Below are 26,925 nucleotides of genomic sequence, written 5' to 3'. Positions count from 1 at the left end.
GCCGAGGTGTTTCGGGATGTGGCTTTTGGCCGCCCGGATCGGTCGTCCGGGCCCGTTACCGAGGACGGCGTGATCCACAGCGCCCGTGCCGCCTGTGGCATAGTACCGGCCTGATATCCACGGTATTGAAAAAAGGGGCAAATCCTACCATGTCCGATCGAAACGGACCCGTGATTCTCGTCGACGGCAGTTCCTTCCTGTTCCGCGCCTTTCACGCCCTCCCGCCGCTGAACGCGCCCGATGGCACGCCCACCGGGGCCATCCACGGCGTGGTCAACATGCTCTTGAAGATGCGGCGCGAGGCCGCGCCCAGCCACATGGCGGTGGTCTTCGACGCCCCGGGCAAGACCTTTCGTGACGACATCTACCCCGACTACAAGGCCCATCGGCCGCCGCTGCCCGACGACCTGCGGGTGCAGATCGAGCCGGTGCATGCCCTGGTGCGCGCGCTGGGCTTTCCGCTGTTGTGCGTGGAGGGGGTCGAGGCCGACGACGTGATCGGCACCCTGATGCACGAGGCGCGCGAGAATGGCGAGGAGGTGATCGTCGCCACCGCCGACAAGGATTTCGCCCAGCTGGTCGCGCCCGGCGTCACCCTGGTCAACACGATGAGCAACAAGACCACCGACGTGGCCGCCGTCGAGGAGAAATACGGCATCCACCCGGGGCAGTTCATCGATTTTCTCGCCCTGGTGGGCGACAAGGTCGACAACATCCCCGGCGTGCCCGGATGCGGGCCGAAGACCGCGACCAAGTGGATCAACCAGTATGGTTCGCTCGACGGGATCATCCGGCACGCCGAGGAGATCAAGGGCAAGGTCGGGCAGTCGTTGCGCGATTCGCTTGAGTTCCTGCCCATCAGCCGCGAACTGGTCACCATTCGCACGGATTGCGATCTGCCGGTGAGGCTGAATGAGTTGGTGATCGAGCCGGCCGACGTGCAGACCGGGTTGGCGCTGGCCGATCGCTACGGGCTCAACTCGTTGCGCCGCTGGTTCGGTGAGCAGGGTCTCGTCGAGGGAGAGGGCGTGACCGAGACGGTCGAACGTCCTGAGGCCGACTATCGAACCATCACCGACGTAGCGGCGCTCGACCAGTGGATCGAGCGGATCGAGGCGGCGCCGCGCGTGGCCTTCGACACCGAGACCGATTCCCTCGAGCCGATGCAGAATCGGGTGGTCGGTCTGTCGTTTGCCATCGATCCGCACGAGGCGATCTACGTGCCGCTCGCCCACGTGGATGCCCACGGCGAACGGGTCGAGCCGCAGCTCGATCGCGACCAGGTGCTTGCCCGCCTCAAGCCGTGGCTGGAGGACGAGTGCCCCACCAAGATCCTGCAGAACGCCAAGTTCGACATGCACGCGCTCGCCAACCACGGCATCACGCTCGCCGGATTGGTCGACGACAGCATGCTGGAGTCCTATGTGCTCGACCCGACCGCCTCGCGCCACGACATGGACACGCTCGCCTCCCGCGAGCTCTCGCACCAGACCACCACCTTCGAGGAGATCGCGGGCAAGGGCGCCAAGCAGCTGACCTTCGACCAGATCGAGATCGACGTGGCCACCCCCTACGCGGCCGAGGATGCCGACATCACCCTGCAGCTGGCCGACCGCCTGCGCGCGAGATTGGCCGAGACGCCGTCGCTGATGGCGGTCTACGAGGAGATCGAGCGGCCGCTGGTGCCGGTGCTGTTTACCATGGAGCGCGCCGGCGTGGCGATCGACAGCGAGCAGCTGGCGCGCCAGGGCGAGGCGATTGCCGAACGGATCGCGGCGATTGAATCGCAGGCCCACGAGATTGCCGGTGAGGCCTTCAACCTCGGTTCGACCAAGCAGCTCAAGTCGATCCTGTTCGAGCGCATGGGGCTGCCGGTGAAGGTCAAGACGCCCAAGGGCGAGCCGTCGACCAACGAGGAGGCCTTGTCCGCCCTGGTCGACGAGCATCCGCTCGCCCAGTTGATCCTCGACTATCGCGGCCTGACCAAGCTCAAGACCACCTACATCGACCGGCTGCCCGAGCGCATCGACCCCGACACCGGGCGCGTGCACTCGATGTTCCACCAGGCGGTGACCGCCACCGGGCGCCTGTCGTCATCGAACCCCAACCTGCAGAACATCCCGGTGCGCACCGAGGAGGGGCGGCGGATTCGCAAGGCCTTCGTCGCCTCGCCCGGCCACAAGCTGGTCTCGGCGGATTACTCGCAGATCGAGCTGCGCATCATGGCGCACCTGTCGGGGGACGAGGGCCTGCTCAAGGCCTTCGAGCAGGGCGAGGACATCCACCGCGCGACCGCCCGCGAGGTGTTCGCCGACGGCGGCGAGGTCAGCGACGAGCAGCGGCGTGCCGCCAAGGCGATCAACTTCGGGCTGATCTATGGCATGTCCGCCTTCGGCCTGGCGCGCCAGATCGGGGTGGGGCGTACGGAGGCGCAGGACTACATCGATCGCTACTTCGCCCGTTACCCGGGCGTGGCGCGCTACATGGACGAGACCCGGGCGCGGGCCCATGAGCGCGGCTTTGTCGAGACGGTCTTCGGCCGCCGCCTCTACCTGCCGGAGCTCAAGAGCCGCAACGGCCAGCGCCGCCAATACGCCGAGCGCACGGCGATCAACGCGCCGATGCAGGGCACGGCGGCCGACATCATCAAGCGGGCGATGCTCGCCCTGCACGCGAACGTGGTGACGACCGGGCGGGCGCGCATGATCATCCAGGTGCACGACGAGCTGATCTTCGAGGTGCCCGCCGACGAGGCGACCTCGCTGGCAGACGAGATCGAGCGCACGATGATCCGGGCGGCCGACCTGCGCGTGCCGCTCGAGGTGGGCATCGGGATCGGCGAGTCCTGGGACGAGGCGCACTGACACTCGGTCACGCGGTCGGGTCGATCGCGCCATCGATCAAAAAGGCCCGCTGTCGCGTGTTGCGGCAGCGGGCCTTTCGTTCTCGGGACGTACACCGTCAGTCGGCCTGGCGCGTTGGCTGGATGTCGGGGACCGGGTAGCTCGGGATATTCCCGTGCATGAATTCGCCGTCCCAGTAGTCCTCGTCGAAGGGGCGCGAGAAGACGAAGCCCTGGATCTGCAGGCGACTGCCGAACTTGCGTAGCTCGACGAGCTGCTGCGGGGTTTCGACCCCCTCGATGACCACCTCGAACTCGAGTTTCTCGGCCATCGCAAGGATCGACTCCAGCAGCTTGCGGGCATCCTCGCTGCGCTCGATCTCGTCGACGAACTGCTTGTCGATCTTGAGCTTCGAGATCGGCAGGTTGTTGAGGTAGGCAAGCGAGGAGTGGCCGGTACCGAAGTCGTCGATCGCGATGGCAAACCCGTGCATCGCCAGCTGATGCAGGCGCTCGGCGAGCAGGGTCGGGTCAGAGCCGAAATCGCTCTCGGTGATCTCGAGCACGATCGAGGAGGTCGGCAAGCCGGCCGATTTGGCGAGCTCGATCAACCGTTCGTCGACCTTGTCGAGCAGCAGCAGCTGCGGCGGGACGTTGATCGAGATGGTCAGTTCCTGGCCGGCCTGGCGCTGCCAGTCCGCCACGCGGCGGCAGGCGTTGTTGAGGGCCCACTCGGTGAACTCGCCGATCAGGTTGTGCTCCTCGGCCAGCGGGATGAATTCGCCCGGGGAGATCCAGTCGCCGCGGTAGCGCCAGCGCATCAACGCCTCGAAGCCCACCAGGGTGCCGCTCGCGAGCGAGACCTGCGGCTGGTAGTGCACGCGCATCTCGCGGTTGCCCAGCGCCTTGCCCAGTGCCTGGGTGAGCTCGAAGCGCCGCTGGGCGGCGTGGGTATGGCCCTCGGCGTGACCGATGATGCGGTTGCCACCCTCGGCCTTGGCCTGGGAGAGGCCGTTGTCGGTGATGCGCAGCAGCTCCTCGGCGGTTTGCCCCTCGGCCGGGAACTGGGCCGAGGAGACGCTGGCACGGATGTCGAGGCGGTAGCCGGCGAGCTCGACCCGCTGGGTCAGGTGGGCATGGGCCTGGCGCATGACCTCGTCGACGCGGGCTTCGAGGTCCTCGCCCTTGTCGGCGAACACCAGGAAGGCGAATTCGTCGCCGTCGATGCGGGCGAGCAGGGAGCGCGGCTCGGTGATCTCGGCAAGGCGGTCGCCCATGACCCGGAGGATGCGGTCACCGAAGCGCCGACCCAGGGCCTCGTTGAATGCCGTGAAACCGTCCAGGCCCAGGGAGACCAGGGCGAAAGGCTGGTCCGGGTGCGTTTGGATCTGCGTATCGACCTGCTGGACGAAATAGCCACGGTTGAGCCGATCGGTGACGCGGTCCTGGCGGGCCAGCGCCAGCACCTCGTTCTCGCGGGCGCGGATTTCGGTGTGATCGTTGATCACCACGATCACGTGGCCGCGCTTCTCGCGCGCCTCGCCCACCAGCCGGATCGAGACCAGCGCAATCAGGGTCTTGCCGTCTTCCGGTCGGGTGAACTCGATCTCGCTGCGCCACTCGCCCTTGTCCAGCACGTGCTTCCAGATCGGCGCGATCACGCGGCTGGGCTGGTCGAGCAGGATCTCGAGCAGGGGCCGCTCGGCGAGCTTGGTGGTGCTCATCGCCAGCAACGACTCGGCGGCCGGGTTGGCACGGGTGACGATGCCCTGGATGTCGGTGACCAGCACCGCTTCCTGCACCTCGTCGAACACCGAGGCGGTCAACGCGAGCGAATCCTCGGCGCGCCGGCGGCTCATGGCCTCCTTGTCGTGCTTCTTGAGCATCGCCTGGAGCTGCTCGCGGGAGTTGGACAGGCTCACCAGCGAGCTGCGGAACTGCTGCACCGCGCGGGCGATGCGCCCAAGCTGGTCACGACGCTTCTGTTGCGAGCCGGCGGATGCCTGCTGGCCGGCGACGATCCGCTCGGTGATGTCGGCGAGCCGGCGGATCTGGCGGTTGGTCAGCCAGAGCACCAGCATCAGGAGCAGGGCCTGCAGGGCGACGAAGACGATCAGGACCAGCTGGTAGTTCTCGGTGACCGCCGCGTTGGCCCCGCGGATGGCCTGCATGGTGTCCTCGAGCTCCTCGTTGGCCGCGTCGATCAGGCCCCCGAAGCCGTCGGTCATGATCGCCGCGCGTTGCTCGGCCAGGCGTGTCTGGATGCGCGCGATCTCGTCGGCGGAGGCCGAGGCGACGTTCTGGTTGGCCTCGACCAGGCTGCGTGACTGCGCCTCGATCGAGTCGGCGAGCTGATTGATCGCCCCGGGGTGGTTCTCGCGCAGCGGGGCCAGCGCGACACTGCCGCGCACCGCGGAGGCGATCTGGGTGAGCTCGGTCTTAAGCCCCGAGACGTCACGGCGCGCCCCTGGCGCGAACCCGGTGACCTCGCGCTCGACCTTGGCCGCGATGCCCGCGTACTCGTTGCGGATCTGTTCGATCGACTTGTGTGTCTCCACGAAACCGCGGCTGGCCTCGGCGAAGGTCTCGACGTTCGACTGGGCGAGGTTGCCCAGATAGAACACCAGGCCCGCGCTGAGAGCCAGCTGGGCGAGGATGAAGATCAGAAATTGCAGCGGCAGGGGGAGCAGTCGCATTCGGGTCGTCCTGATTCCTTGTTCGGTCGCATTCCGTTGATCCGGCCCGGGGCGGGCCGGCCCGCACTACGTGGGGCGCTCAGAGTGTCGCGCAAGGGCATCGCCGAGTCCAGCAGCGATCGGCTGGACCCGGGCCAGCAGCTCGATCGGTTCCATCGGCTCGGGCGTGCCGGCGCCCCACACCACGCCTGGCCACGCCGGGTCGTCGGCGCGGCGGACCACGCAATGCACGTGGAGCTGGTCGACGAGATTGCCGATGGCGCCGACGTTGAGCCGGTCGGGGTCATACAGGTGCTCGAGCGTCTCGCTCAGGGCCTGCAGGCCCGTCAGTGTCTCCTCGCGCCAGTCGGCGGAAAGTTGGTGCAGCTGCTCGGCGCCGGGGTGCATCGGGACGATCAGGACCCAGACGAAACGTCGGTCGTTGATCAGGCGAAACTGCAGGCGTCCATGCTGGATGATCGGGAAACTGTCGGCCTTGAGCCGCGGGTGCAGCGTCCAGTCATCGTGGTCCGGGCGGGGAGCGTTCATCGGCGGTCCTCCGTAGCGGGCAGTTCCAGTACCAGGTCGACGCGGCGGTTTTCCGCGCGGCCGGTGGCCGTGTCGTTGCCGGCGATGGGTTGGGTGTCCGCCAGGCCCACGGCGTGCAGTCGTCCCGGGCGGATACCGGCGTCGATCAGCTGGCGGACCACCGCCGCGGCCCGCGCCGCCGACAGCTCCCAGTTGGACGGGTAGCGCCAGGTCTGGATGGGGCGGTTGTCGGTGTGCCCCTCGACCGTGATGCGATAGTCGCTGCCGTCGAGCCGATCGGCCAACCGGGCGAGCAGGGCGCGTCCGGGACCGGAGAGCCCCGCCTCGCCGGTGGGGAAGAGGATATTGTCCTTGACGCGCAGTTGCACGCGATCGGCGATGGTCGAGACCTCGACATCGTCGCCCATGTCCGCGAATCGACCGGCCAACGCACTCGCCTGGGCCTCCGCCCGTTCCTCGGCCGGCGTTTGGTCACCATCGCCGGCCGGACCCTCGGGCTCTTCCTGGTGGGATTCGGCATCGCCCGGCTCGGCGAACAGGCGTTCGTGCCGCTCGCCGATCAGGGCATCACCGCTGGCGGTACGGGCATCCGGGTTCGGCTTGTTCCCGCCGATGACTACCTCGGGTGGATCGGTCTCGCCGGTGGCATCGCTCGCCGCCGGGCGATCGGTGTTCGCCGGCTGGTCGGTCTGGGCGCCACTGCCCGGCTCGACCGGGTTCTGCGCCTTGTGCTGATAGGCATAGGCGGCCAGTAGCACGAACAGGGTCAGCAGCAGGGTCATCAGGTCGACCATGGTCAGCAACCAGTAGTTCTGGTCGTCCTCGACCTGGCGGACGTCCGGCTCCCAGCCCTCGCTCCACGGGCGTCCGCCGTCGCGAGCCGCGGCGGCGACCCGTGCCTCCTGGAGCTCGATCTCGTGGGCGCTGGGGTCGCTGGTCACGCCGTTCACTCGCTGGCCTGCCTCGGTCGCCGGCGCGGGCTCTCGCGGCGGCCGCTGGCCCGCTTGGAGGGGGGCTCGCCGTCACGCAGTTCGTCCTCGCTCTGGGCGAGGAACGAGCCCAAGGTCTCGCGGATGAAGGCCGGTGAGCGGTCTTCCTGCATCAAGAGCACGCCCTCGACCATCATGTTCATCAGCATCACGCGCTGCTCGGTACGCCGTTCGAGCTTGAGCGCGATCGGCTTGAACAGCATGTTCGACAAGAGGATGCCGTAGAGCGTGGTGATCAGGGCGAGTGCCATGTTGGTGCCGATGGCACCGAATTGGTCGGCATCCATGGCGCTGAGCATGTTGATCAGCCCGAGTAGGGTGCCGAGCATGCCGAAGGCCGGGGCGAAGGTCGCCATGGTGCGAAAGATCTGCGCCTCGGCCCGCTCGCGGGCCCGCATGCGTGAGATGCGCCACTGCATCAGGGTGATCAGGTCTTCCGAGGAGGCCCCGTCGAGCACCATTTGCATCCCCGAGCGCAGGAACGGGTTCTTGATGCGGTTGAGCTTCTCGTCCGCCCGGCTGATCTGGCCCTGGAACTTGAGCTTGGCCACCTCGACCAGCTCGTTGATGTCGCGCTCGGCGTACAGGCGTTCGTTCTTGAGCACGATGCCGAACACGCGGAACACGCGCAGCACCTCGTGCAGCGGATAACTCACCAGGGTCGCGGCCACGGTGCCGCCGACCACCAGCAACAGGCCCGGCAGGTTGAGGAAGTTGGACGGGTCCTCGGCGGAGAGGCCGATCGCGGCGACCACGATGGCCAGGCCGAAGAACATGCCGAGTAGCGTGCTGGGATTCAAGTGTCGCGGTCCTCGAGTTTGGCCGTGCAGTGGCACGTTGGTCTGGGTAAACGATAGCATTGCCGACCCGTTTGCCGGGATGCGGCGCGCCCGCCCCGACGTGATTCGGCACTACCCTCTAGAATCGACCGTCGCGCCGCATTCTTGAGCCCGATGGCGGTGGTCGCGGCAATCTCGCCCCGGTTGAAAGCAGGAGGTCCGTCGTGGAGCTGATCGATACCCATTGCCACCTCGAGGCGGCCGCCTTCGCCGCGGACCTGCCCGAGGTGCTGGGGCAGGCCCGGACCCACGGCGTAACGGGGGTCGTAGCGGTGGGTGTCTCGCCGGCGGACTTCCCGGCCCAGTGCCGGGCGATGGCCACGGCCCGGGCGGCCGGCCTGTCGGCCTGGGGGGCATTCGGTACGCACCCGTGGTGGAGTGATCGGGTGGGCGTCTATGCGGCCGTGGCCGGCCTGGAACGGCAATGGGAGGCGGCCGATGCGCCGATCGCGGTGGGTGAGATCGGGCTCGACTTCGAGCGTGCCGGTCTGGACGCCGAGGTGCAGAACGCCCTGTTCACCGCCCAGCTCGACTGGGCCGCCGACCACGATTTGCCCGTGATCCTGCACGAGCGCAAGTCCGCCGACCGCTTGCTGTACTGGCTGCGCCGGCGTCGTCATGCCGGCGGCGTGGTCCACGGCTTTACCGGCTCGCGCCAGCAGGCCGAGCAGTTCGTCGACCAGGGCTTTTTCATCGGGGTGGGCGGGGCGATCACGCACCCCGGCGCGCACCGCATGCACCGAATGGTCAAAGAGCTGCCGCTCGAGTCGCTGGTGCTCGAGACCGATGCGCCCAACCAGCCCGGTCACGCGCACCGCCGCCAACGCAACCTGCCCGCCTACCTGCCCGAGAACCTCGCCGCGCTGGCCACCCTGCGCGGTTGCAACGAGAGCGAACTGCGCGAACGCATCGACCGAAACGTCCGGCAGCTCTTCAAGGGCCGGCTTCGCTACAATGCCGCCTCCTAAGGAAACTCTGCACGATTCGATGGCATCTCTGGCTCGCGGGTTTGTTCGCAATCAAGGCGCCGGCCCGAAGACGGGCTCATTGCCCGTCGAGGGACGGCAACGCCGAGTGCGGGCAAACCCGCGAGCCCCATCCGGGCGGGCCTCCAAGGGCCCATCTGCGGCGTTGCAGCCCTTGTAAAGGGCGACGGCCCTTCACGGCGGACTGCGCCTTGCACCTGGGCCCTTGGAGGTCCCGCAGAGACGTCATCGAATCGTGCAGAGTTTCCTTAATCATTCTCATCCACGTGGATTGCCTGCCGTGACTGCCATCAACCCCGTCGACGAACGTACCGAACTGCTGATTGGAGAGGAGGGCATCGCCCGTTTGCGCGCGGCCACCGTGCTGGTCGCCGGGCTGGGCGGCGTCGGTGGAGCGGCTGCCGAGTCGTTGGCCCGCGCCGGGGTGGGGCGGTTGATCCTGCTCGACCATGACACGTTCGCCGCCTCGAACCTCAATCGCCAACTGTTCTCCACCCGCGAGGTGTTGGGGCGCGGCAAGGCCGAGGTGGCCGTCGAGCGGCTGGCCTCGATTCGAGACGACATCGAGCTCGTGCCCAGTGCCGACTTCCTCGACGTCTCGGGCGTGGAGGCGTTTCTCGGGGAGCATCAGCCGGATGTCGTCGCCGACTGTATCGACTCGATCGCGGTCAAGGCGCGCCTGCTGGCCGTCGCCCGGGCGCAGGGACGCGGCACGTTCACCGCGTTGGGGGCGGGCAATCGCATCGACCCGCGCCAGATACAGGTCGGGCGCCTTGATCGGGTGCACGGCTGCGGACTGGGCGCGGTGCTGCGGCGTAAGCTCAGGAAGGCGGGAGCGCCGGTCGACTTCCCGGTGGTCTACTCCACCGAAACCCCGCGCAAACCGGCCCCGCACCAGCCGACCGACGACGGCAGCCAACCGCGCGCGGTCAATGGAACGATCAGCTACCTGCCCAACCTGTTTGGTCACGTCGTCGCCGGCGAGATCATCCGCCGCATCCTCCAGGACAAGCGCTAGTGCCCTACTAATCGACGCATTCGTCTCCGTTCGGGCGCCCCCTTCGATCCCGGAGTCAGTCGTTGTCGTGCACTTCGGTCACCGGGTATGCGTCCAGCGGCACGGATGTCGGGTGGCGACCCGCGGCCGAGCGACCGGCCGTGCAAACGCACCTCGCGCACCAATCCAGTGCAAATAAGCAGCTACTGATTCTCTAATGCACACGACCAGTGCGTTTGCGCGCTCAAATGTCGCCATGACGCCATATTCGTCTGGCCCATTTTTTGCTCAAAGGGGGCGCAAATCCAATAGAGCAGAGCAAGTGCATGCAACTGAAAAGCCTTTCGATGAATCTCTCCCCGGCCGAACGCCGCTGGCTGCCGTGGTTCGGTGCCACCGGCAAGTTGGCGATGGGGCGAGCATGCTTTCGCAACCGCAAGATGTACCCGGTGGTGGAACAGACATTCGAAGGCATCGCGGCGACGCGAAAGAAGTTGCTGCAGCTCTGGGCGCGGAACCAGTGGGATCACATGGCCGGGCTGGCGGAAACGACCGCCACCGCATTCCCGGAGGTCGCGTCCGACCTGTTACAGGAGAAGCGTCGGATCGCGCCGGATTTCTCCGAGTTGTTCGTGGTCGATTGCGATGGGCAGGTCGTCGCATCCAGCCACAGCTACCTGGATGGTGCTCATGCCCTGGACAGGCGCGCCGTCCAGGAGGGCCTGAAGGCGCCCTTCCTGCATGGACCGTACAGCGACCGGCGCACGCTGGAACTGGGCCCGTCGAGCTCGCGCTTTCACGATGCGGTGACCCTGATGTTCTACCAGCCGATCGAGCGCGACGGCGAGGTGCTGGGCTGCGTCTGCGGTCGGGTACCGAATGACGTGCTCGGTGACCTGATCCAGCGCGAGGCGGGGCACATCTACCCGGAATCGGGCGACAACTACCTGTTCATGGTCGAGTCAAGGTTCGACCCGAGCATCCAGCCCGGTACCGCGCTGTCGCGCTCGCGCTTCGAGGACGACACCTTCGCCCACGGCGAGAACCTCAAGAGCGGCATCCACACCAAGTTCGGCACCGTGCAGGTGCAGAACCACACCGAGCTGGAGCTGCGCTTTACCGACCCGGCCACCGGCCAGCTACACCCGGGTGTGCGCGAGACCATGCGCAAGGGCGAGAACCTGTTCATCACCTACCCCGGCTATTCGGACTACCGGCACTTCCCGGTGATCGGCAAGGGGGTGACGTTCCAGTTGCCCGGCTCGCCGGATCGCTGGGGGATGATGTGCGAGGGCGATCTGGAGGAGGTCTATCGCCGCCGGTCGGTCAGCAACCGCCTGATGCGACTCTATCTGGGTACCGTGTTGCTGGTGGTCGCACCCACCATTGCCGTTCAGCACCTGACCGACCTATCTGCCTGGGCGGTGGACGGCGTGAGCCTCGCGATGCTCTTGTTCGGCTCAATCATGTTCTACCGGCTGGGTCCGGCGCGCCTGTCCGGAAGACTTAATCAGATGACTGACGTGATTCGCACCATCGCCGAGGGTGAGGGGAACCTGCGCCAGCGGCTGGACACCCAGCGGATGGCGGCCGACGAGACTGGCGACATGGGGCGCTGGATCAACAGCTTTATCGACAATCTCGACGGCATCGTGGGTCAGGTTATCGAGGCGGCGGATGAGGTGCGACAGACAAACAGCGAGATGCTTGAACGTAATGCGATGGTGCAGCGGACGTCCTCGACCGTCTCGGAGTCGGCTTGGGACATGCTTTCGTTGGTGGAAGCGCAATTAGAGGAAATTCAGCGTGCCGCCAGCACCGCCGAGCAGATGAAGGCCACCATGGATCGGGTGGTCGCCGAGGCCAAGGGGCGATTTGAGTCGGTGCGTGCCGGTACCCAGGCGATCCGCGACGTGGTCGACACGTCGGCGAAGACCGTGCACTCGCTCGACAATCGCACCACCGAGATCGGCAAGATCGTCCAGGTGATCACCGAGATCGCCGATCAGACCAACCTGCTGGCGCTGAACGCGGCGATCGAGGCCGCCCGGGCAGGCGAGCACGGTCGTGGCTTCTCGGTGGTCGCGGAGGAGGTACGCAGCCTCGCCGGTCGCACGGCAACGGCCACTCACGACATCCGCACGATGATCGAGGGCATCCAGCGCGAAACCCAGCAGGCGGTCGGCTTCATGGAAAACGGCGTGAAGGACGTCGACAACAGCCTCAAGCTGGCCGAGGATGCCTCGTCTGACAACAGTGGCCTGCACGACATCGTTCAGGAGATGTTCGGCATCATCAAGGAGATCGACGAGAGCGGCCAGCAGCACGGCAACACCGTACGCAGCGTTGCCGACGTGACCACGGAGATGAACCAGGAGATCGACGGGCTCAAGAACAGCTCGGAGCTGGTCGGCCACACGGCCAACAAGCTTCACCAGCTGGTGGGCCAGTTCCAGGTCACCTCGCGCTGAGAGGGCCCAAGGTCGGGCCACGGCATAGCGGCCGCGGCCGGGCAGGGGTCATCCCTCGCGCAGGAACACCCGCCGACCGTTGACCCAGGTGCCCTCGACGCGGTGAGCGAAGTCCCAGCCGGCAAAGGGCGTGTTCTCGCCGGCACTGGCCATGCCGGTCGAGCCGAGGCTCCACATCGCGTCGGGGTCGATCAGGGCGAGATCGGCGCGCTGACCCACGGCGATCGAGCCGGCATCGTTGAGACCGAACAGGGCGGCCGGGCGGGTGGTCAGGGCGTCGATGGCTCGGTCGAAGCCGATGACGTCTTCCTCCACCAATTTGAGCACCAGCGGCAGCAGGGTCTCGAGGCCCGAGATGCCCGGCTCGGTCTCCGGGAAGGGCGCGAGCTTGGCATCGGGTTCGTGCGGCTGGTGGTCGGAGACCACCGTGTCGATCAGTCCCTCGGCCAGCCCGCGGCGCAAGGCGTCGCGGTCGCGAATGGTGCGCAGCGGCGGGATGACGTGGGCGTTGGGGTCGAGCGCGTCGGTGTCCATCTCGGTCAGCCACAGGTGGTGGGCCGAGACGCCGGCGGTGATCGGCAACCCGTCAGCCTTGGCGCGCTCGACCAGCTTGAGAGCCGCCGCCGAGGAGAGCATGGGCACGTGCACCCGAGCGCCGGTCTCGCTGATCATCGCGATCAGCTGGGCGAGTGGGGCGGTCTCGGCCGAGACCGGCAGGCCGGGCAAGCCCAGCCGGGTCGCCACGGCGCCGTCGTGGGCGCAGCCGCGCGCGGAGAGCGACGGGTCGAGCGGCTGGAGCAGCACCTGCAGGTCGAAGGTGGCGGCGTATTCCAGCGCGCGGCGCATCAGGCGCAGATCCTGGAAGGGGTAGTGCGCATTCGAGATCGCGACACAGCCGCCGGCGTCGAGTGCTGCCATCTCGGCAAGCAGCTCGCCGCCCAGTTGCTGGGTCATCGCGCCGATGGCCACCACGCGGGCGCGTCCGGCCAACTGGGCGCGACGCTTGATGTAGCGCGCGACCGCGACGGTATCGAGTACGGGCGAGGTATCAGGGGGCATGACCACGGTGGTGATCCCGCCGGCGACCGCGGCGGCGCTCTCGGTGGCGATGGTGGCCTTGTGCTCGCAACCGGGCTCGCGCAGGCGCGCCCAGCCGTCGATCACGCCGGGGATCAGCCAGTGGCCCTCGGCGCAGACATGCTCGGCGGTATCGGTCGGCCAGTCGCCGGGTGCCTCGCCGATCCCGACAATGCGCCCGCCACCGAGATAGATATCGCTGGTGGTATCCAGCCCATTCGACGGATCACGCAGCCGGGCGCCGCGGATGACCCAGCGATCGCAGTCGATGCCCTCGCGACAGCCCTCCGGGTGGCGCACCGGGTCGTAGTCCAGCCCCAGGTTCTCGGGTGCGTCCTTCATGCGTTCTCTCCCCGATTGGCGCTCATGCACAGGCTCATTACCGCCATCCGCACGCCGATGCCGTTGGATACCTGCTCGAGAATCACGGACTGCGGCCCGTCGGCCACCGACGATTCGATTTCCACGCCTCGGTTGGCGGGGCCCGGGTGCATGACCATCGCGTCGGGCTTGGCCCAGGCGAGCTTCTCCTCGGTCAGGCCGTAGAGGCGGTAGAACTCCTCCTCGCTGGGCAAAAGGCCGGCCTCCATGCGTTCGCGCTGCAGGCGGAGCATGATGATCACGTCGACGTCCCGGAGGCCTTCGCGCATGTCGTGGAACACGCGTACGCCGAGTTTCTCGACGTCGGTGGGGATCAAGGTGCGCGGGGCGATCACGCGCAGCTCGCCGACGTTGAGCGAGTTGAGCACATGCATCTGCGAACGTGCCACCCGCGAATGGCGGATGTCGCCGACGATCGCCACCCGCAGGGGGGTGAAATCCCCCTTGTGGCGGCGGATGGTGAAGGCATCCAGCAGCGCCTGCGTCGGGTGCGAGTGCCAGCCGTCGCCGGCGTTGAGCACCGAGACATGCGGGGCGACGTGGCGGGCGATGAAATGGGCCGCGCCGGACTGCTCGTGGCGGACGACGAACATGTCGGCCTGCATCGCCTCGATATTGCGCAAGGTGTCGAGCAGGCTTTCGCCTTTCTTGGTCGCCGAGGTGGCCAGATTGAGGTTGAGCACGTCGGCCGACAGGCGCTTGGCGGCGAGCTCGAAGGTGGTGCGGGTCCGCGTCGAGGACTCGAAGAACAGGTTGACCACGGTCCGCCCGCGCAGCAGCGGCACCTTCTTGATCTCCCGGTCGGTGACCGAGACGAAGCCCTCGGCGGTGTCGAGAATGCGCGTAATCCACTGCGGCCCCAGGCCCTCGATGGTGAGCAGGTGGCGCAGGTGGCCCTTCTCGTCGAACTGGATCGCCCATGGGTCGGGCGCGAATTTCGGGATCTTGGGGCGGACGAATTTCACGGCCATGGCGCTCAGCTCTCCTTGCTCGATACGAGGCGGGCGGTCATCGGGTCCGGCCCGTCGACGTGGATCTGCTCGTCGGGACCGAGGTTCAGTTCCTGGCCGGCCCAGTCCGCGCAGATCGGCAGTTCGCGGCCGTCGCGCTGGTATAGCACCGCCAGGGCGATCCGGCGTGGGCGGCCGTAGTCGAACAGCTCGTTCATCGCCGCCCGCACCGTGCGGCCGGTGAACAGCACGTCGTCGACCAGGATGATATCGCGGCCGTCGACGTCCACCGCCAGATCCGAGGGGCTGACCTGCGGGTGCAGGCCAAGTGTATTGAAATCATCACGATAGAAGGTGATGTTCAACCGACCTAGTGGCTCCTGGCAGTCCAGCGCGCGATGCAGGGCATCGGCCACCCAGACCCCGCCGGTGTGAATGCCGACGATCAGCGGGTCGACCAGCGCGCCGTCGCGGCGTTCGGCCCGGATCTGGCGCTCGAGCCGCTCGATGGCCTCGTTGACGGGCAGCAGGCGATCGGTCTGTGTCATCGAAGTGGGGTCCGGTGAAGTGGGTTGCTGCGGATTGTATCAACGCCGCGCGGCGCTCGGGGTCTCGACCAGGTTCTGCGTGACCTCGGCCTTGGTGACCGCCTCGATGGGACGGGGGGCGGCTTGCGCGAAGAACGTGTCCAGGATGACCGCCGCGGCCATGGCGTCGATGCGCCCCTCGTCGCGGGCGATGGCGCGCCGACCCAGCCGTTCGGTGGCTTGCTCGGAGCTCAGGCGCTCGTCGACCACGAACACCGGCCGTTGGCTGCGTTCACGCAGGCGGTTGCCGAAGCGGCGGATGGCCGCGGCTTGCGGGTAGCAGCGCCCGGCGTCGTCGATGGGCCAGCCCAGGGCGAGCGCATCCGGTTGCCATTCGTCGACCAGCGCCTCGATAGCGCTCCAGTCGATCTGGTCGGCGTTGCGGTTGTGCAGGGTGGTCAGCGGTCGGCCATTGCCGATGCGTCGGTCACCGATCGCGATGCCGATTCGCCATTCGCCGTAATCGAATCCCAGCACCTGCAGGGGGGCATCGGCGATCGGCTGGTCGGTCATCAGGCGTGACCGGCCTCGCCGGAGAGCAGGTTGATGTCGATGCCCAGCTGGCTTGCCGCGGTGGTCCAGCGCTCCTCGACCGGCTGGTCGAACAGGATTTCCTCGGTGGCCTCGACATTGAGCCAGCTGTTCTCGGCGATCTCGCGGTCCATCTGCTCGCGGCTCCAGCCGGAGTAACCCAGCGCGACGATGGCCTGCTTGGGACCGGCGCCGTCGGCCAGCGCCTGCAGGATGTCCTTGGAGGTGGTCAGGCCGATGCGGTCGGTGACCTCGAGGGTCGATTCCCAGCCGCCGTGCGGGGCGTGCAGGACAAAGCCACGCTCTAGGGCGATCGGTCCGCCCATGAATACCTGCCGGCCGCGCACGTCGGGGTCGGTGCAGGTGATGTTCATGTGATCGAGGATGTCGCCGAGGTCGAGCTCCAGCGGGCGATTGATGGTGATGCCCATCACGCCCTCGTCGTTGTCTTCACAGATGTACGTCACGCTGTGGCTGAAGTTGGGGTCCTCCAGGTTCGGCATGGCGATCAGGAGCTGGTTGGTCAGCGAATGGTGTTCTTGCATGGTCTCCCCAGTATTGGTGCCCGGCGGCCGGGCTTCAAGCCGATGGGTGCGTGTCAGCGGCTGGTGCCGCGGCGGCGATTGGTGGTGCCGCCGCCCTTGCGGCGCGAACTGGCCGGCTTGATGGTGGTCTCGCGCTTGAGCGAATGGGCAACCGGGCCGCTGCCCTTGCCACGAGCTTGGCCGCCTCGGCCGGGTTTGGCGTTCCGCTTGCCATCGCGTACCGAGCGGCCGGCCTTGAACGGCTTGTGGGCACGGCGGGCGTCGTGGCGCCCGAGCGTCTTGTGCCGGGTCTCGGGCTTGAGGCCCACCAGTTCGGCCAGGGCCGCCTCGATCCCGGGTTCGAGTTCCTGGACCTTGCCGGGGCGCAGGCGCGGCGGCAGGGCGACCCCGGCGTAGCTGATGCGGATCAGCCGCGAGACCGCGCCATTGACCGCCTCGATCATGCGGCGGACCTCGCGGTTGCGTCCTTCGTGCAGGGTGACGTGGTACCAGTGGTTCTGCCCCTGGCCGCCGGCGTCGACCAGCCGCTTGAAGCTCGCCGGCCCGTCCTCGAGTTCGACGCCCTCGAGCAGCTGTTTCTGCTGCTCGTCGTTCAACCCGCCGAACACGCGCACGGCGTAGGTGCGTTCGATGCCGTAGCTCGGGTGCATCAGGCGGTTGGCGAGCTCGCCGTCGTTGGTGACCAGCAGCAGCCCGCTGGTGTTGAAGTCGAGCCGGCCCACGGTGATCCAGCGACCCTCGCGGATCGGCGGCAGGTTTTCGGCAACCGTGGGGCGGCCCTCGGGATCGTGGTTGGCGGTGATCTGGCCTTCGGGCTTGTGGTAAATCAACACGCGGCGTACCGGGCGCACGTCGGGCACCTGGATGCGCTTGTCGCCCATCTCGATGATGTCGCCGGGGCCCGCCTGGTCGCCCAGCGTGGCGACGTGGCCGTTGACCCGCACCTCGCCCTCGGCGATCCAGTTCTCGATCTTGCGACGCGAGCCCAGCCCCATGGCCGCCAGGACCTTCTGCAAGCGTTGTTTTTCCATGGGTATCTCCTCGAGTCGCGGTCGGCCACGCTGGCCCAGATGGGGTCCAGTGTTGGGGAAGGGGTGGCCAAGGTGCAAGGTGGCCGGATCCGTACGCACAGGGTGCGTTCGGCCCGGGCAATGGCTAGGGCCATAACCCGGGCCTTAAAAGGCCGGGTATTCTAACAGGTTCGTCGTATCCCACCGACGCCAGCGCGCAGGCGGCCATGCGTCATGGCGGATCGTGGCCGCCGATGGACGAGCGGGACGGTTTGCGCCTACGCTCTAGGGCAACTCTGCACGAATGCCATACTGCTGAAGCGCGCCTTGGCGAGTCGCCCGTGCGCCGCGTTGCGATGTCTTGGCGTGGCCACCGGCACGTCAAGACATCGCGCCTTGATCACGAACGACTCGCCAAGCCAGAGTGGCATGGCATTCGTGCAGAGTTTCCCTAGCGTTCGCGTTGATTCGCCCATTTGCTGCCGACTCCCTCCGTTTACGCCGTCGAGATCCCCCGGTCCATGCCAGTTAACCAATCGTCCCGGATGTCCCCGCCGCGCATCGCCCTGGAATCAGGCGTCGAGGGGGAACGATGCCTGCGGCTGTCGGGGCACTGGACGCTCGATTCGATCGATACCGCCCACCGCCCGTCGCTGGGCGGGGACGCCGGGGTAGGCGGCAAGGGCGACGGGACGATCCGGGTGGACGGCGCGATCGAGGCCCTGGACAGTGCCGGGGCGCTCGCGCTGGCGCGGTTGATCGACGATCTGGAACAGGGTGGGGCGCGCGTGGATCTGACGGCCCTGCCCGCCGGGCAGCGCAACCTGGTCGAGCTGGTGAAGGCCCGCCTGCCGCCGCCACAAACGCCTCGGCCGCCGCGCGAGGGCATCCTGGCAAGGATCGGTCGGGCCACCGTGGCCAAGTTCACCGAGGGCAACGCCTTCCTCGCCTTCGTCGGCGAGCTGGTGGTGCGAGGCGGCCGGTTGCTGGCGTTTCCCTGGCGCATCCGTTGGCGCGAGGTGGTCGCCGAGATCGAGGCGGCCGGCCTCAGGGCGCTGGGCATCGTCGGTCTGCTCTCGTTCCTGGTGGGGATGGTGATGGCCTACCAGGCCGGCGCGACCCTGGCCGATTTCGGTGCCAACATCCTGATCGTCAACCTGGTCGCCATCATCACGCTGCGCGAGATGGGGCCGCTTCTGACCGCCATCATCGTCGCGGGGCGGACCGGCTCGTCCTATACCGCCCAGCTGGGCACCATGCGGATCACCGAGGAGATCGACGCGCTGCGATCGATCGGCATCTCGCCGTTCGACATGCTGATCCTGCCCAAGATCGTCGCCCTGATCGTGGTGCTGCCCCTGCTGACGGTGTTCGCCAACCTGCTGGGGCTGCTGGGCGGCGCGGTGATTGCGGCCTACCGCTTCGAAGTGAGTTTCTCGGTCTACTTCGACCGACTGCCCGAGGTGGTCGATCTGACCACCCTGATGCTGGGGCTGGTCAAGACGCCGGTGTTTGCCGTCGCGATCGCCCTGATCGGCTGCATGCAGGGCATGCGGGTCGCGGGCAGCGCCCTGGCCGTGGGTCGCGCCACGACCGTCAGCGTGGTGCAGGCCACCTTCCTGGTGATCGTGCTGGATGCCGGGTTCTCCGTGCTGTTCAACCTGATGGGGTACTGAGGCGATGATGGGGGATCTCGACCACATCACGAGCGAGGCGACCGTATCGCCGGTCGCTCGCCTGTCCGGCATCCGCAACTGCTTCGGTCACGAGTGCGTGCACGAGGGGCTGGAACTCGAGTTGCCGGCCGGGCGCATCATCGCCCTGGTGGGTGGTTCGGGGACCGGCAAGACAGTCCTGCTCCGCACCCTGTCGATGCTGCGTCGCCCCGATGCCGGTCGGCTGGAACTGTTTGGCGAGGATGCGTTGGCGGCCGGGGAAGACGCACAACGTCGCTTGAGACGTCGCATCGGCCTGCTGTTTCAGGGCGGCGCGCTGTTCACCGCCCTGACGGTGCTGGAAAACGTGATGTTGCCGCTGCGCGAGCACACCGCGGTGCGCGGGCACTGGCTGGAGGAACTGGCGATGAGCAAGGTCCGGCTCGCCGGGCTGCCCGCGGACAGCGCCAGCAAGTATCCGGCCGAGCTCTCCGGCGGCATGGTCAAGCGCGCGGCGCTGGCGCGGGCCTTGGCCCTCGATCCCCGCCTGTTGATACTGGACGAGCCGACCTCCGGGCTCGATCCGATTGCCGCGGCCGGGTTCGACGCCCTGGTGCGCGAGCTGACCGATTCGCTGGGCCTGACGGTGATCCAGGCCACGCACGATCTCGACTCGATCTGGCGGGGGTCGGACGCGGTGGCGTTCCTGGCCCGCAAGCGGGTGCTGGCCTTCGCCCCGGCCGTTGAGCTGGCGCAACGGGACGAGCCGGAACTGGTTGCCTATTTCCGCGGCAGTCGGTCGGCGGAGTATGCGAAACTCGAGCTCGGTCGGAGCGCTCATACCTCGGGGAGGACCTAGGGCGACGTCATGGAATCGAAGGTCAATTACAGCATCGTGGGGTTGTTCGTCGTGCTGCTGCTCGGCGCCTCGCTGCTTACCGCCTGGTGGCTTTACAGCGGCGGGTCCTCGCGTCAGTACAGCCCCTACCTCGTCTACGCGACCGACAGCGTCTCCGGGCTGAACAGCGACAGCCGGGTCTACTACCACGGCGTGGACGTCGGCTACGTCGACGAGATTCGCATCGACCGCAACAACCCGGACAATATCCGCATTCGCCTGCTGATCGATCAGACGGTGCCGATTCGCGCGGACACCAGCGCCCAGCTGCAACCGCAGGGCGTCACGGGCCTGAGTGTGCTCAACCTGAAGGGCGGTTCAGCCGAGCAGGACCTCCCGGCCGCCCCGGATGCCTGCTGCCCGGTGATTCCCTACGAACCCTCGCTGTTCTCCAAGCTCGAGGGCGGGCTCAACGACACCATGGTGCGGCTGGTGGCCGTGAGCGAGCGCATCGACCGCCTGCTGCGGGAGGAAAACCTCGCGGCGATCGAACGGACGGTGACCAACCTCGACCAGATCACCGGCACGCTGGCCGAGGAACGCGAGACCCTGCGTGCGCTGATGCAGAACGCCTCACGTACCGCCGAGAACACGGCCGAACTGACCGAGAGCGGCGAGCGGTTGCTTGCCCGGGCCGAGGGCACCATGGACTCGCTCGATCAGGCCATCGGTCGGGTGTCGGGGACCATGGATACCTTCGAGCAGACCGCCGACCGCGTGGCCACGGCAGCCGAGGCCACCGTCGGCTTCAGCCAGGCGGGCGAACGGGCGGCCGACGAGATCTCGCGCCAGACGCTACCCGACATGAGCCTGCTGATCCGCGATTTGCGCGACCTCTCCCGTCGCCTGAGCGAGTTCACCACGACGCTTGACGACGACCCGTCCCGGGCGCTGTTCGGTGGTGACCGACGCGCGCCGGGACCGGGTGAGGCGAACCCTTAATCGCGGGTAAACGTGAAACCCGAGTGGTAGAAAGATGCGGTATCCGATTGAAAACGCAATGAAATGGAGTCCAGTGCGTGCGCTGTTCGCGTTGGGCATCGCCGTGCTGGCAAGCGGCTGCGCCGTGTTGCCGGAGCGGGGCGGCGAGCCGCAGCAATGGCGCCTGGTGGCGCCCGAATCGAGCCGCCCGTCGACGACTGCCGGGTCGGTGATCGTGCGGCTGGTCGAGACCCGCGCGGCGAGTGCCATCGACCGCCGAGACATGGCCTACAGCCGTGATCGCCAGTCACTGGCGTATTACCGCGACAACCGCTGGGCGAGCCCGCCGGCGGTGATGCTCAACGAGATCATCGACGAGTCCCTTTCCAGTCAGTCCTGGGTCAAGACGGTGGTGCGGGGCGGCGCACGCGTGCCGGCGGACCTGAGCCTCTATTGCGAAATCCAGCGCCTGGAGCACCGGCTCGAGCCGAACGCGGGGCTCAACCCCTCCGGCGAGGTCCAGATGAAGGTGGCCTGCAGCTGGTACCGGGCCGCCGAACGTCAGCTGGTCGAGGCGATGATCTTCAACGAGACGGTCGAACTCGAGAGGAACAACGCCGAGGCCTATGCCCGGGGTGCCCAGTCACTGGTCGACGGGCTGATCGGACGCCTGGCTGCCCAGGGAGCGACACTGGCGGCGAGCGTGGTTGCCACCCGGTAGCTAAACTACGGGGGCGACTGGGTGCCTCGGGTCTCCACGTACCACGAGTCCGGGATGGGCAGGTGGCCGGTCTTCACCCAGATGGTGCAGCCGGTCTCCGAGTAGGGCTGGTGCAGGCTCCAGTGCGGATTGCGCAGCCAGGTGCCGGCCGGATAGCGGCCATACTCGTCGGCAAACGTGCCCTCCACGACGAAGATCTCCTCCCCGCCGAAATGGTGGTGCGGCTTGAAGCGCGTGCCCGGCGCCCAGCGCACCATGGCCGTGTGCTCGCCCTCGAACCCACCTAGCGGCATGACCTCGAGTCCCTCCACCAGGCCCGGTTGCCATTGGGTGGTCGTCGTGTCCACGACGATCTGCTCGGTCTCGCGCGGGTCGAGGTGATGCAGTTTCACCAGGATCACGCAGCCGTCCGGGGCGCTCGGACAATGTCGTGAGCCGGGCGGGTTGCGCACGTAGTGACCCGCGGGAAAGCAGCCGGTCTCGTCGCAGAACGCGCCCTCCAGCACCAGGAATTCCTCGCCACCGTGATGGACGTGTTCGGGGAAGCTCGCCCCGGGTGCGAAGCGCACCAGGCTGGTCGCCCGCGTGCCGTCACCGCCCTCGCGTTCGATCAGCTTGCGCTCGACGGTCGGCTCCGGGGATGGCACCCAGGGCAGGGCGCTGGTGTCGACGACGGCACGCTCGAACAGGTCGGCGTGAATAGGTGTCAGCGGGTGTTCGGCCATGGATCGGTTTGTCCTGAGGGGTCACGGGAGCCCAAGCGTAGACAAAAAAAACCGCGACCGGCCGGATCGGCGGGTCGCGGTTCATGCCGTGAGCTGATTGGTCAGGTCGCCTTGGCTTTCGTTGCCTTCTTCTCGGTCTTGATCTGCTGATCGAGCTGCCAGAAGTAGTACATGATCGGGATCACCAGCAGCGTCAGCATGGTCGAGGCGAAGGTGCCGAAGATCAGCGAGACGGCCAGCCCGCCGAAGACCGGGTCGGTGATCATGATCGCCGAGCCGAACATGATCGCCAGCGCGGTGAGCAGGATCGGGCGGAAGCGCACCGCGCCGGCCTCGAGCACGGACTCCTTCAGGCCGTAACCCTGCTGGCGGTAATCGAGGATGAAGTCGATCAGCAGCAGCGAGTTGCGTACCACGATGCCGGCCAGCGCGATGAAGCCGATCATCGAGGTGGCGTTGAACGGCATGTCGAACAGCCAGTGGCCCGGGAAGATGCCCACCAGGGTGAGCGGAATCGCGCCCATGACGATCACCGGCAGCATGAACGACTGGTAGTAGGCAACCAGCAGCAGGTAGATGAACACCAGTGCGACGATGAAGGCCGCCCCCAGGTCGCGGAACACGTCCAGCGTGAGCCGCATGTCACCGCCCCAGAGCACCTGGTAGCCCTCCAGGTCGTCCGGCTGGCTGTCGACGAAGCCGAGGTTGCCGGTGCTGATCTCGACGTTGCCGTCGAGCTCCATCTCGTTGAGCCACTTGTTGAGCGTCAGCGTGGCGTAGACCGGGCTCGAGCCCAACAGGTCACCCTGGACGAAGACCACCGGGTGTTGGTCGCGGTCCATGATCGGCTTGGTGACCGTGCCCTCGCGGATGTCGACCAGGTTGCCGATCTTGACCGCCTTGCCCTCGGGGTTGGTGACGGTCAGGTCGCGGATCTGGCGGATCCAGGCGCGGTTGGCCTGGTCGAGGCGCAACACGATGTTGACCGGCTCCGAGGTGTCGGTGTCGTGCACGGTGCCCAGGGTCTGGCCGTTGACGTACTCGTGAACCACCTTGGCGATCTGCGCCGGGGCGATGCCCGACTGCAGTGCCTTGGTCTGGTTGACCTCGATGCGGTACTCCGGCGCATCGGCGGTGATCGAGTCGTCGACGTTGATCATGCCGTAGACGTCCTCGAAACGACCGCGCACCTGGGTGGCGATCTCGCGCAGCGTCTCGTAGTCCGGCCCGTGGATGCGGGCGAGGACCTGGGCGCGGACGGGCGGGCCCGGCGGGGTGAGGAACAGCTTGATATCGGAATCCGCGTGCCGCTCGCGCACGGACTCGAGCTGCTCCCACATCTCCATGGCGACCTCGCTGGTCACCGGGCGGTGATGCCGGTCGACCAGGTTGACGCGGATCTGTGCCATGTTGGGCGCCTGGCGCATCATGTCGCCGCGTACCATGCCGGCGAAGGTCAGCGGCCCGGTGCGGCCGACGTAGGTCTGGTAGTCGGTCACGTAGCGATTCTGCGAGACGACGCGGCCCACGGCGTCGGCCACCAGCGAGGTGCGCTCGACCGCCGTGCCCTCGGGCGTGTTGACCTCGAGCAGGAAGGTGTCGACGTTGCCCTCGGGCAGCATCTTCAGGCTGACGCCCGCCGGGGAGAGCGGGCCGTTCATACCCGAGTCGCGCACGAACTGCCAGGCCGGCATCAGCATCGAGGCGATCATCAGGCCCAGCACGAGCAGGAGGAAGGCGAGCGAGAAGCCCCGCGAGCCCAGCAGCGGCTTGGCGACGCGCTTGTAGTTGCGCATCAGCCAGTCCTCGTGGTGCGGGTCGCCCTCGAGGGTGTCGCGTTTCGCCAGCGCCTTGCGTGCCTTCGAGCCCAGCCAGCGGTAGGCCGTCCAGGGCACGATGATGTAGGCCAGGATCAGCGAGGCGATCATCGCCACCGAGACGTTGATCGGGATGGGAAGCATGAACGGCCCCATCATCCCCGACACGAACGCCATCGGCACGAAGGCGAGGATGACGGCCAGGGTGGCGATGTTGGTCGGGTTGCCGACCTCGTTGGTCGCCCGCACGAGTAGATCGGCGAACGACGGTTCCTTGCCCTCGTGCAGGTGGCGGTGGATGTTCTCGATCACGACGATCGCGGCGTCCACCAGCAGGCCCAGTGACAGGATCAGGCCGAACAGCGAGATGCGGTTGATCGTCTGGCCGAAGATCCAGCCCACGCCCAGCACCACGAACAGTGTCAGCGGCACGGTCAGGGTGACGATCAGCGCCTCGCGCCAGCCGAGGAAGAAGAACAGGATGATCAGCACCACCAGCACGGCGACGCCCAGGTGTTCGATCAGGGTGTTGACCGCGTCGTCGGCCCGATCGCCGTAGTCGCGGGTGATGGTGAGATCGACCTGCTCGGGCAGGAGCTCGCGCTCGATGATCTCGAGCTTCTCCTTGACCGCCGCGGCCACGGTGACCGCGTTGGCCCCGGCGCGCTTGCCCACCGTCACGGTGACCGCCGCGGTGGGGTCGCCCGCGGCTTTGCCCAGGGTGTTGGCCGGGCCGAAGGCGTGGGTGGTGTACTGGTCGTTTTCCTCGGGGGTGTAGGTGATGTCCGCGACCTGGGCGAGGTAGATCGGTCGCTGCTCGTGCTGACCGATGACCAGGTTCTCGAGGTCCTCGGGGCCGGTGAAGGCCGCATCGGTCCGCAGGCGGATTTCCTGGTTGTCGTTGGTCAGGGCACCGCCCGGCAACACGACGTTCGCGCCCTGAAGCATCTCGCTCAGCCGGCTCATCGGCACGCCGGTCGCGGCGAGGCGCTGCGGGTCCACATCGATGGCGAGCACGCGGCGATGACCGCCGATCACCTCGCTGGCGCCCACCTCGGGCACGTTCTGCACCTGCTCGAGCAGGCGCTGGCCGACCTCGCGCAGCTGGGTGCTGTCGAGCGCCTCGGAGCTCAGGGTCAGGCTCATGATCGGCACGTCGGTGATGCCGATGCTCTTGACCAGCGGCATGCTGGTGTTGGGCGGCAGACGGTCGAGGTTGCGCGAGATCTCGTTGTACAGGCGTAGCAGGCTCGCCTCCTCGTCGCTACCCACCTCGAACTGCACGGTGACCATGCCGAAATCGTCCATGGCCACGCCGTAGGTGTGCTCGACGCCTTTGAGACGGGCCATCAAGGCCTCGAGCGGCTTGACCACCTGGTCCTCGATCTGGGCGGCGTCATTCCCGGGCCGCTGGACGAAGATCTGCGCGCCCGGCACCACGATCTCCGGGTTGTACAGGCGCGGGGTGATCAGCACCGCCATCAGCCCGAACAGGGTGATGGCGATCATGATCAGCGCGGTGATCTTCGAGTAGAGAAAGCTGTTGGCCAGTCGGCCGGCGAGGTTCAGCTTAGGATCCTTGGTGTTGGTCGTCTGGCTCATGACGATGCATCACCCTCGGCTGCGTTGCCCGACACGACGCGCACCCCGTTGGCGAGTCGCCCCTCGGCCTCGGTGATCACGCGGTCACCGTCACGCAGGCCGGCCAGCACGACGACCTGGTCACCGCGTTCCTGGCCGACGCGCACGAGGCGGAACCGGGCACGGTCCTCGTCATCGAGCACGAACACGCCCTGCATGCCGCCACGATCGTGAACGGCCCCCGCCGGCACCAGGATCGCCGCCTTCTGGTCGAGCACCACGCTGACGGTGACGAAGTTGCCCGGCGTGAGCGACAGTTCGGCCGGCACGCTCAGCTTGACCGTGTGGGTGCGGGTGATTGGGTCGGCGGCCGACACCAGCCGCAGCACCTCGGCGGTGAAGCTGGCCGGGTTGCCGTCGGCATCGCGGTAGCTGACCTCGAGGCTGTCGCCTTCGTCCAGCCGCGCGTAGGCCTGGTCGTCCACCTCGACCTGCACTTCGCGATCGCCGCTGCCCATCAGCATCAGGAGCGGCTGGCCCGGTGTGGCGAGCTGGCCCGGATCGACCATGCGCTGGACGATGGTGCCGGCAAACGGGGCGCGGATCTGGGCGTAGTTGACCTGCGAGCGCGCCTGCTCGACGGCAGCCTGGGCGGCGTTGAAATCGCCCTGGGCGACCTCGTAGGCGGTGCGCATCTGCTCGAACTGCTGCTTGGGTACGGCGTTTTCCTCGTAGAGGCGCTGGAACCGCTCGTAGTTGCTGCGCGCGTTGGCCAGCCCGGAACGCGCCTTGGCCAGCGCCGCCTCGGCCTGGCGAATCTGGCTGTCGACGTCGCTCTGGTCGATGGTGAGCAACGGCTGGTCTTTCTCGACGGTCTCGCCCTCGCGGACGTTGATCTCGCGGACGTAGCCCATCATCCGCGAGGCGATCGGCGACTGGTCGCTCGCGATCACCGTGCCGGGGAACAGCGCGGTGTCGTCGACCTCGCCGGCATCGACCGTGATCCAGTCGGCCTGGACCTCGGCGCCGGCATTCGCCGACGGCTGCTCGGTCGGTTCACCGCCGCAGCCTGCCAGCATGAGGCCGGCGAGCAGGGGAACAACCAGTCGGCGGGCGAGCCGCTGGTCCGTGACCTGGGAAAGGAGCGGGTGTGTCGCGTGCTGCATCATCGATGGATC

21 protein-coding genes are annotated in these 26,925 nt (G+C 67.3%); 8 read left to right on the top strand and 13 right to left on the bottom strand.

Features of this window, described 5'->3' with window-relative positions; all coding sequences use genetic code 11:
• Positions 1–149 precede the first annotated feature (149 nt).
• Positions 150–2,864 carry a DNA polymerase I gene (polA, locus tag FAZ79_RS05560; RefSeq protein WP_136866984.1) on the top strand — a complete coding sequence of 905 codons (2,715 nt, stop codon included), beginning with the start codon at positions 150–152 and terminating at the stop codon, positions 2,862–2,864.
• A 97-nt stretch (positions 2,865–2,961) separates the two neighbouring features.
• Here the strand turns inward: polA and FAZ79_RS05555 are convergent, their stop codons facing one another.
• The 4 genes from FAZ79_RS05555 to FAZ79_RS05540 all read right to left on the bottom strand — a co-directional run bounded on the left by FAZ79_RS05555 (position 2,962) and on the right by FAZ79_RS05540 (position 7,855).
• Complete coding sequence (locus FAZ79_RS05555; RefSeq protein WP_136866983.1) at positions 2,962–5,538, bottom strand: GGDEF domain-containing phosphodiesterase; 2,577 nt, start codon at positions 5,536–5,538, stop codon at positions 2,962–2,964.
• Positions 5,539–5,604: 66 nt separating this feature from the next.
• Positions 5,605–6,066, bottom strand: coding sequence for an HIT family protein (locus FAZ79_RS05550; RefSeq protein WP_136866982.1), 462 nt, complete (start codon positions 6,064–6,066; stop codon positions 5,605–5,607).
• Positions 6,063–7,007: an OmpA family protein gene (locus FAZ79_RS05545; RefSeq protein ID WP_136866981.1), complete on the bottom strand. Its 945-nt coding sequence runs from the start codon at positions 7,005–7,007 to the stop codon at positions 6,063–6,065. Before FAZ79_RS05545 ends, FAZ79_RS05550 begins: the two co-directional genes overlap by 4 nt.
• A 5-nt stretch (positions 7,008–7,012) precedes the next feature.
• Entirely contained in the window at positions 7,013–7,855 is an 843-nt protein-coding gene (locus tag FAZ79_RS05540; protein ID WP_136866980.1) for a MotA/TolQ/ExbB proton channel family protein, read from the bottom strand.
• Positions 7,856–8,058: 203 nt separating this feature from the next.
• On the opposite strand from FAZ79_RS05540, the gene FAZ79_RS05535 reads away from it, so the two are divergent.
• From FAZ79_RS05535 to FAZ79_RS05525, 3 genes are all read left to right on the top strand, one after another.
• Positions 8,059–8,862 carry a TatD family hydrolase gene (locus FAZ79_RS05535; RefSeq protein ID WP_169303604.1) on the top strand — a complete coding sequence of 268 codons (804 nt, stop codon included), beginning with the start codon at positions 8,059–8,061 and terminating at the stop codon, positions 8,860–8,862.
• A gap of 298 nt (positions 8,863–9,160) precedes the next feature.
• Positions 9,161–9,898 carry a ThiF family adenylyltransferase gene (locus tag FAZ79_RS05530; protein WP_247709501.1) on the top strand — a complete coding sequence of 246 codons (738 nt, stop codon included), beginning with the start codon at positions 9,161–9,163 and terminating at the stop codon, positions 9,896–9,898.
• Between the two features lie 305 nt (positions 9,899–10,203).
• Complete coding sequence (locus FAZ79_RS05525; RefSeq protein ID WP_136866978.1) at positions 10,204–12,348, top strand: methyl-accepting chemotaxis protein; 2,145 nt, start codon at positions 10,204–10,206, stop codon at positions 12,346–12,348.
• A 48-nt stretch (positions 12,349–12,396) separates the two neighbouring features.
• Here the strand turns inward: FAZ79_RS05525 and FAZ79_RS05520 are convergent, their stop codons facing one another.
• The 6 genes from FAZ79_RS05520 to rluB are packed head-to-tail and all read right to left on the bottom strand — an operon-like array spanning position 12,397 to position 17,450.
• On the bottom strand, positions 12,397–13,767 hold the full coding sequence (locus tag FAZ79_RS05520; RefSeq protein WP_136866977.1) for a dihydroorotase: 1,371 nt from the start codon (positions 13,765–13,767) through the stop codon (positions 12,397–12,399).
• Entirely contained in the window at positions 13,764–14,777 is a 1,014-nt protein-coding gene (locus FAZ79_RS05515) for an aspartate carbamoyltransferase catalytic subunit (RefSeq protein WP_136866976.1), read from the bottom strand. The genes FAZ79_RS05520 and FAZ79_RS05515 overlap by 4 nt, the downstream gene beginning before the upstream one ends.
• Positions 14,778–14,782: 5 nt before the next feature.
• The gene (pyrR, locus tag FAZ79_RS05510) at positions 14,783–15,304 is read right to left on the bottom strand and encodes a bifunctional pyr operon transcriptional regulator/uracil phosphoribosyltransferase PyrR (protein ID WP_136866975.1); all 522 of its coding nucleotides are present in this window, start codon (positions 15,302–15,304) and stop codon (positions 14,783–14,785) included.
• 39 nt (positions 15,305–15,343) lie between these two features.
• Complete coding sequence (gene ruvX / locus FAZ79_RS05505; RefSeq protein WP_136866974.1) at positions 15,344–15,856, bottom strand: Holliday junction resolvase RuvX; 513 nt, start codon at positions 15,854–15,856, stop codon at positions 15,344–15,346.
• The gene (locus FAZ79_RS05500; RefSeq protein ID WP_136866973.1) at positions 15,856–16,419 is read right to left on the bottom strand and encodes a YqgE/AlgH family protein; all 564 of its coding nucleotides are present in this window, start codon (positions 16,417–16,419) and stop codon (positions 15,856–15,858) included. The genes ruvX and FAZ79_RS05500 overlap by 1 nt, the downstream gene beginning before the upstream one ends.
• A 53-nt stretch (positions 16,420–16,472) precedes the next feature.
• Positions 16,473–17,450 (bottom strand): 23S rRNA pseudouridine(2605) synthase RluB, encoded by a 978-nt coding sequence (gene rluB / locus FAZ79_RS05495; RefSeq protein WP_136866972.1) that lies wholly within the window; start codon positions 17,448–17,450, stop codon positions 16,473–16,475.
• Between the two features lie 500 nt (positions 17,451–17,950).
• Between rluB and FAZ79_RS05490 the strand changes: the two genes are divergently transcribed.
• Genes FAZ79_RS05490 through FAZ79_RS05475 form a run of 4 tightly spaced genes read left to right on the top strand, consistent with a single transcriptional unit; the run spans position 17,951 to position 21,624 of the window.
• Positions 17,951–19,105, top strand: a complete 1,155-nt coding sequence (locus FAZ79_RS05490) for an ABC transporter permease (protein WP_211238800.1) — start codon at positions 17,951–17,953, stop codon at positions 19,103–19,105.
• Between the two features lie 7 nt (positions 19,106–19,112).
• A complete protein-coding gene (locus tag FAZ79_RS05485) occupies positions 19,113–19,943 on the top strand; it encodes an ATP-binding cassette domain-containing protein (RefSeq protein WP_136866971.1) in 831 nt (276 codons plus the stop codon).
• 9 nt (positions 19,944–19,952) lie between these two features.
• Complete coding sequence (locus FAZ79_RS05480) at positions 19,953–20,924, top strand: MlaD family protein (protein ID WP_136866970.1); 972 nt, start codon at positions 19,953–19,955, stop codon at positions 20,922–20,924.
• A gap of 58 nt (positions 20,925–20,982) precedes the next feature.
• Positions 20,983–21,624: an ABC-type transport auxiliary lipoprotein family protein gene (locus FAZ79_RS05475; protein WP_169303603.1), complete on the top strand. Its 642-nt coding sequence runs from the start codon at positions 20,983–20,985 to the stop codon at positions 21,622–21,624.
• Positions 21,625–21,629: 5 nt separating this feature from the next.
• Here FAZ79_RS05475 and FAZ79_RS05470 read toward each other — a convergent pair whose 3' ends face one another.
• The 3 genes from FAZ79_RS05470 to FAZ79_RS05460 form a co-directional block, all read right to left on the bottom strand.
• The gene (locus FAZ79_RS05470) at positions 21,630–22,349 is read right to left on the bottom strand and encodes a cupin domain-containing protein (protein ID WP_136866968.1); all 720 of its coding nucleotides are present in this window, start codon (positions 22,347–22,349) and stop codon (positions 21,630–21,632) included.
• A gap of 101 nt (positions 22,350–22,450) precedes the next feature.
• Positions 22,451–25,768 carry an efflux RND transporter permease subunit gene (locus FAZ79_RS05465; RefSeq protein ID WP_136866967.1) on the bottom strand — a complete coding sequence of 1,106 codons (3,318 nt, stop codon included), beginning with the start codon at positions 25,766–25,768 and terminating at the stop codon, positions 22,451–22,453.
• Positions 25,765–26,913, bottom strand: a complete 1,149-nt coding sequence (locus FAZ79_RS05460) for an efflux RND transporter periplasmic adaptor subunit (RefSeq protein WP_169303602.1) — start codon at positions 26,911–26,913, stop codon at positions 25,765–25,767. The genes FAZ79_RS05465 and FAZ79_RS05460 overlap by 4 nt, the downstream gene beginning before the upstream one ends.
• Positions 26,914–26,925: the final 12 nt, after the last annotated feature.

This window comes from Guyparkeria sp. SB14A (genome assembly GCF_005096345.1).
GTDB classification, from domain to species: Bacteria; Pseudomonadota; Gammaproteobacteria; order Halothiobacillales; family Halothiobacillaceae; genus Guyparkeria; species Guyparkeria hydrothermalis.
The sequence above is the reverse complement of the archived record's forward strand: the minus strand, read 5'-3'. Positions and strand labels throughout refer to the sequence as shown.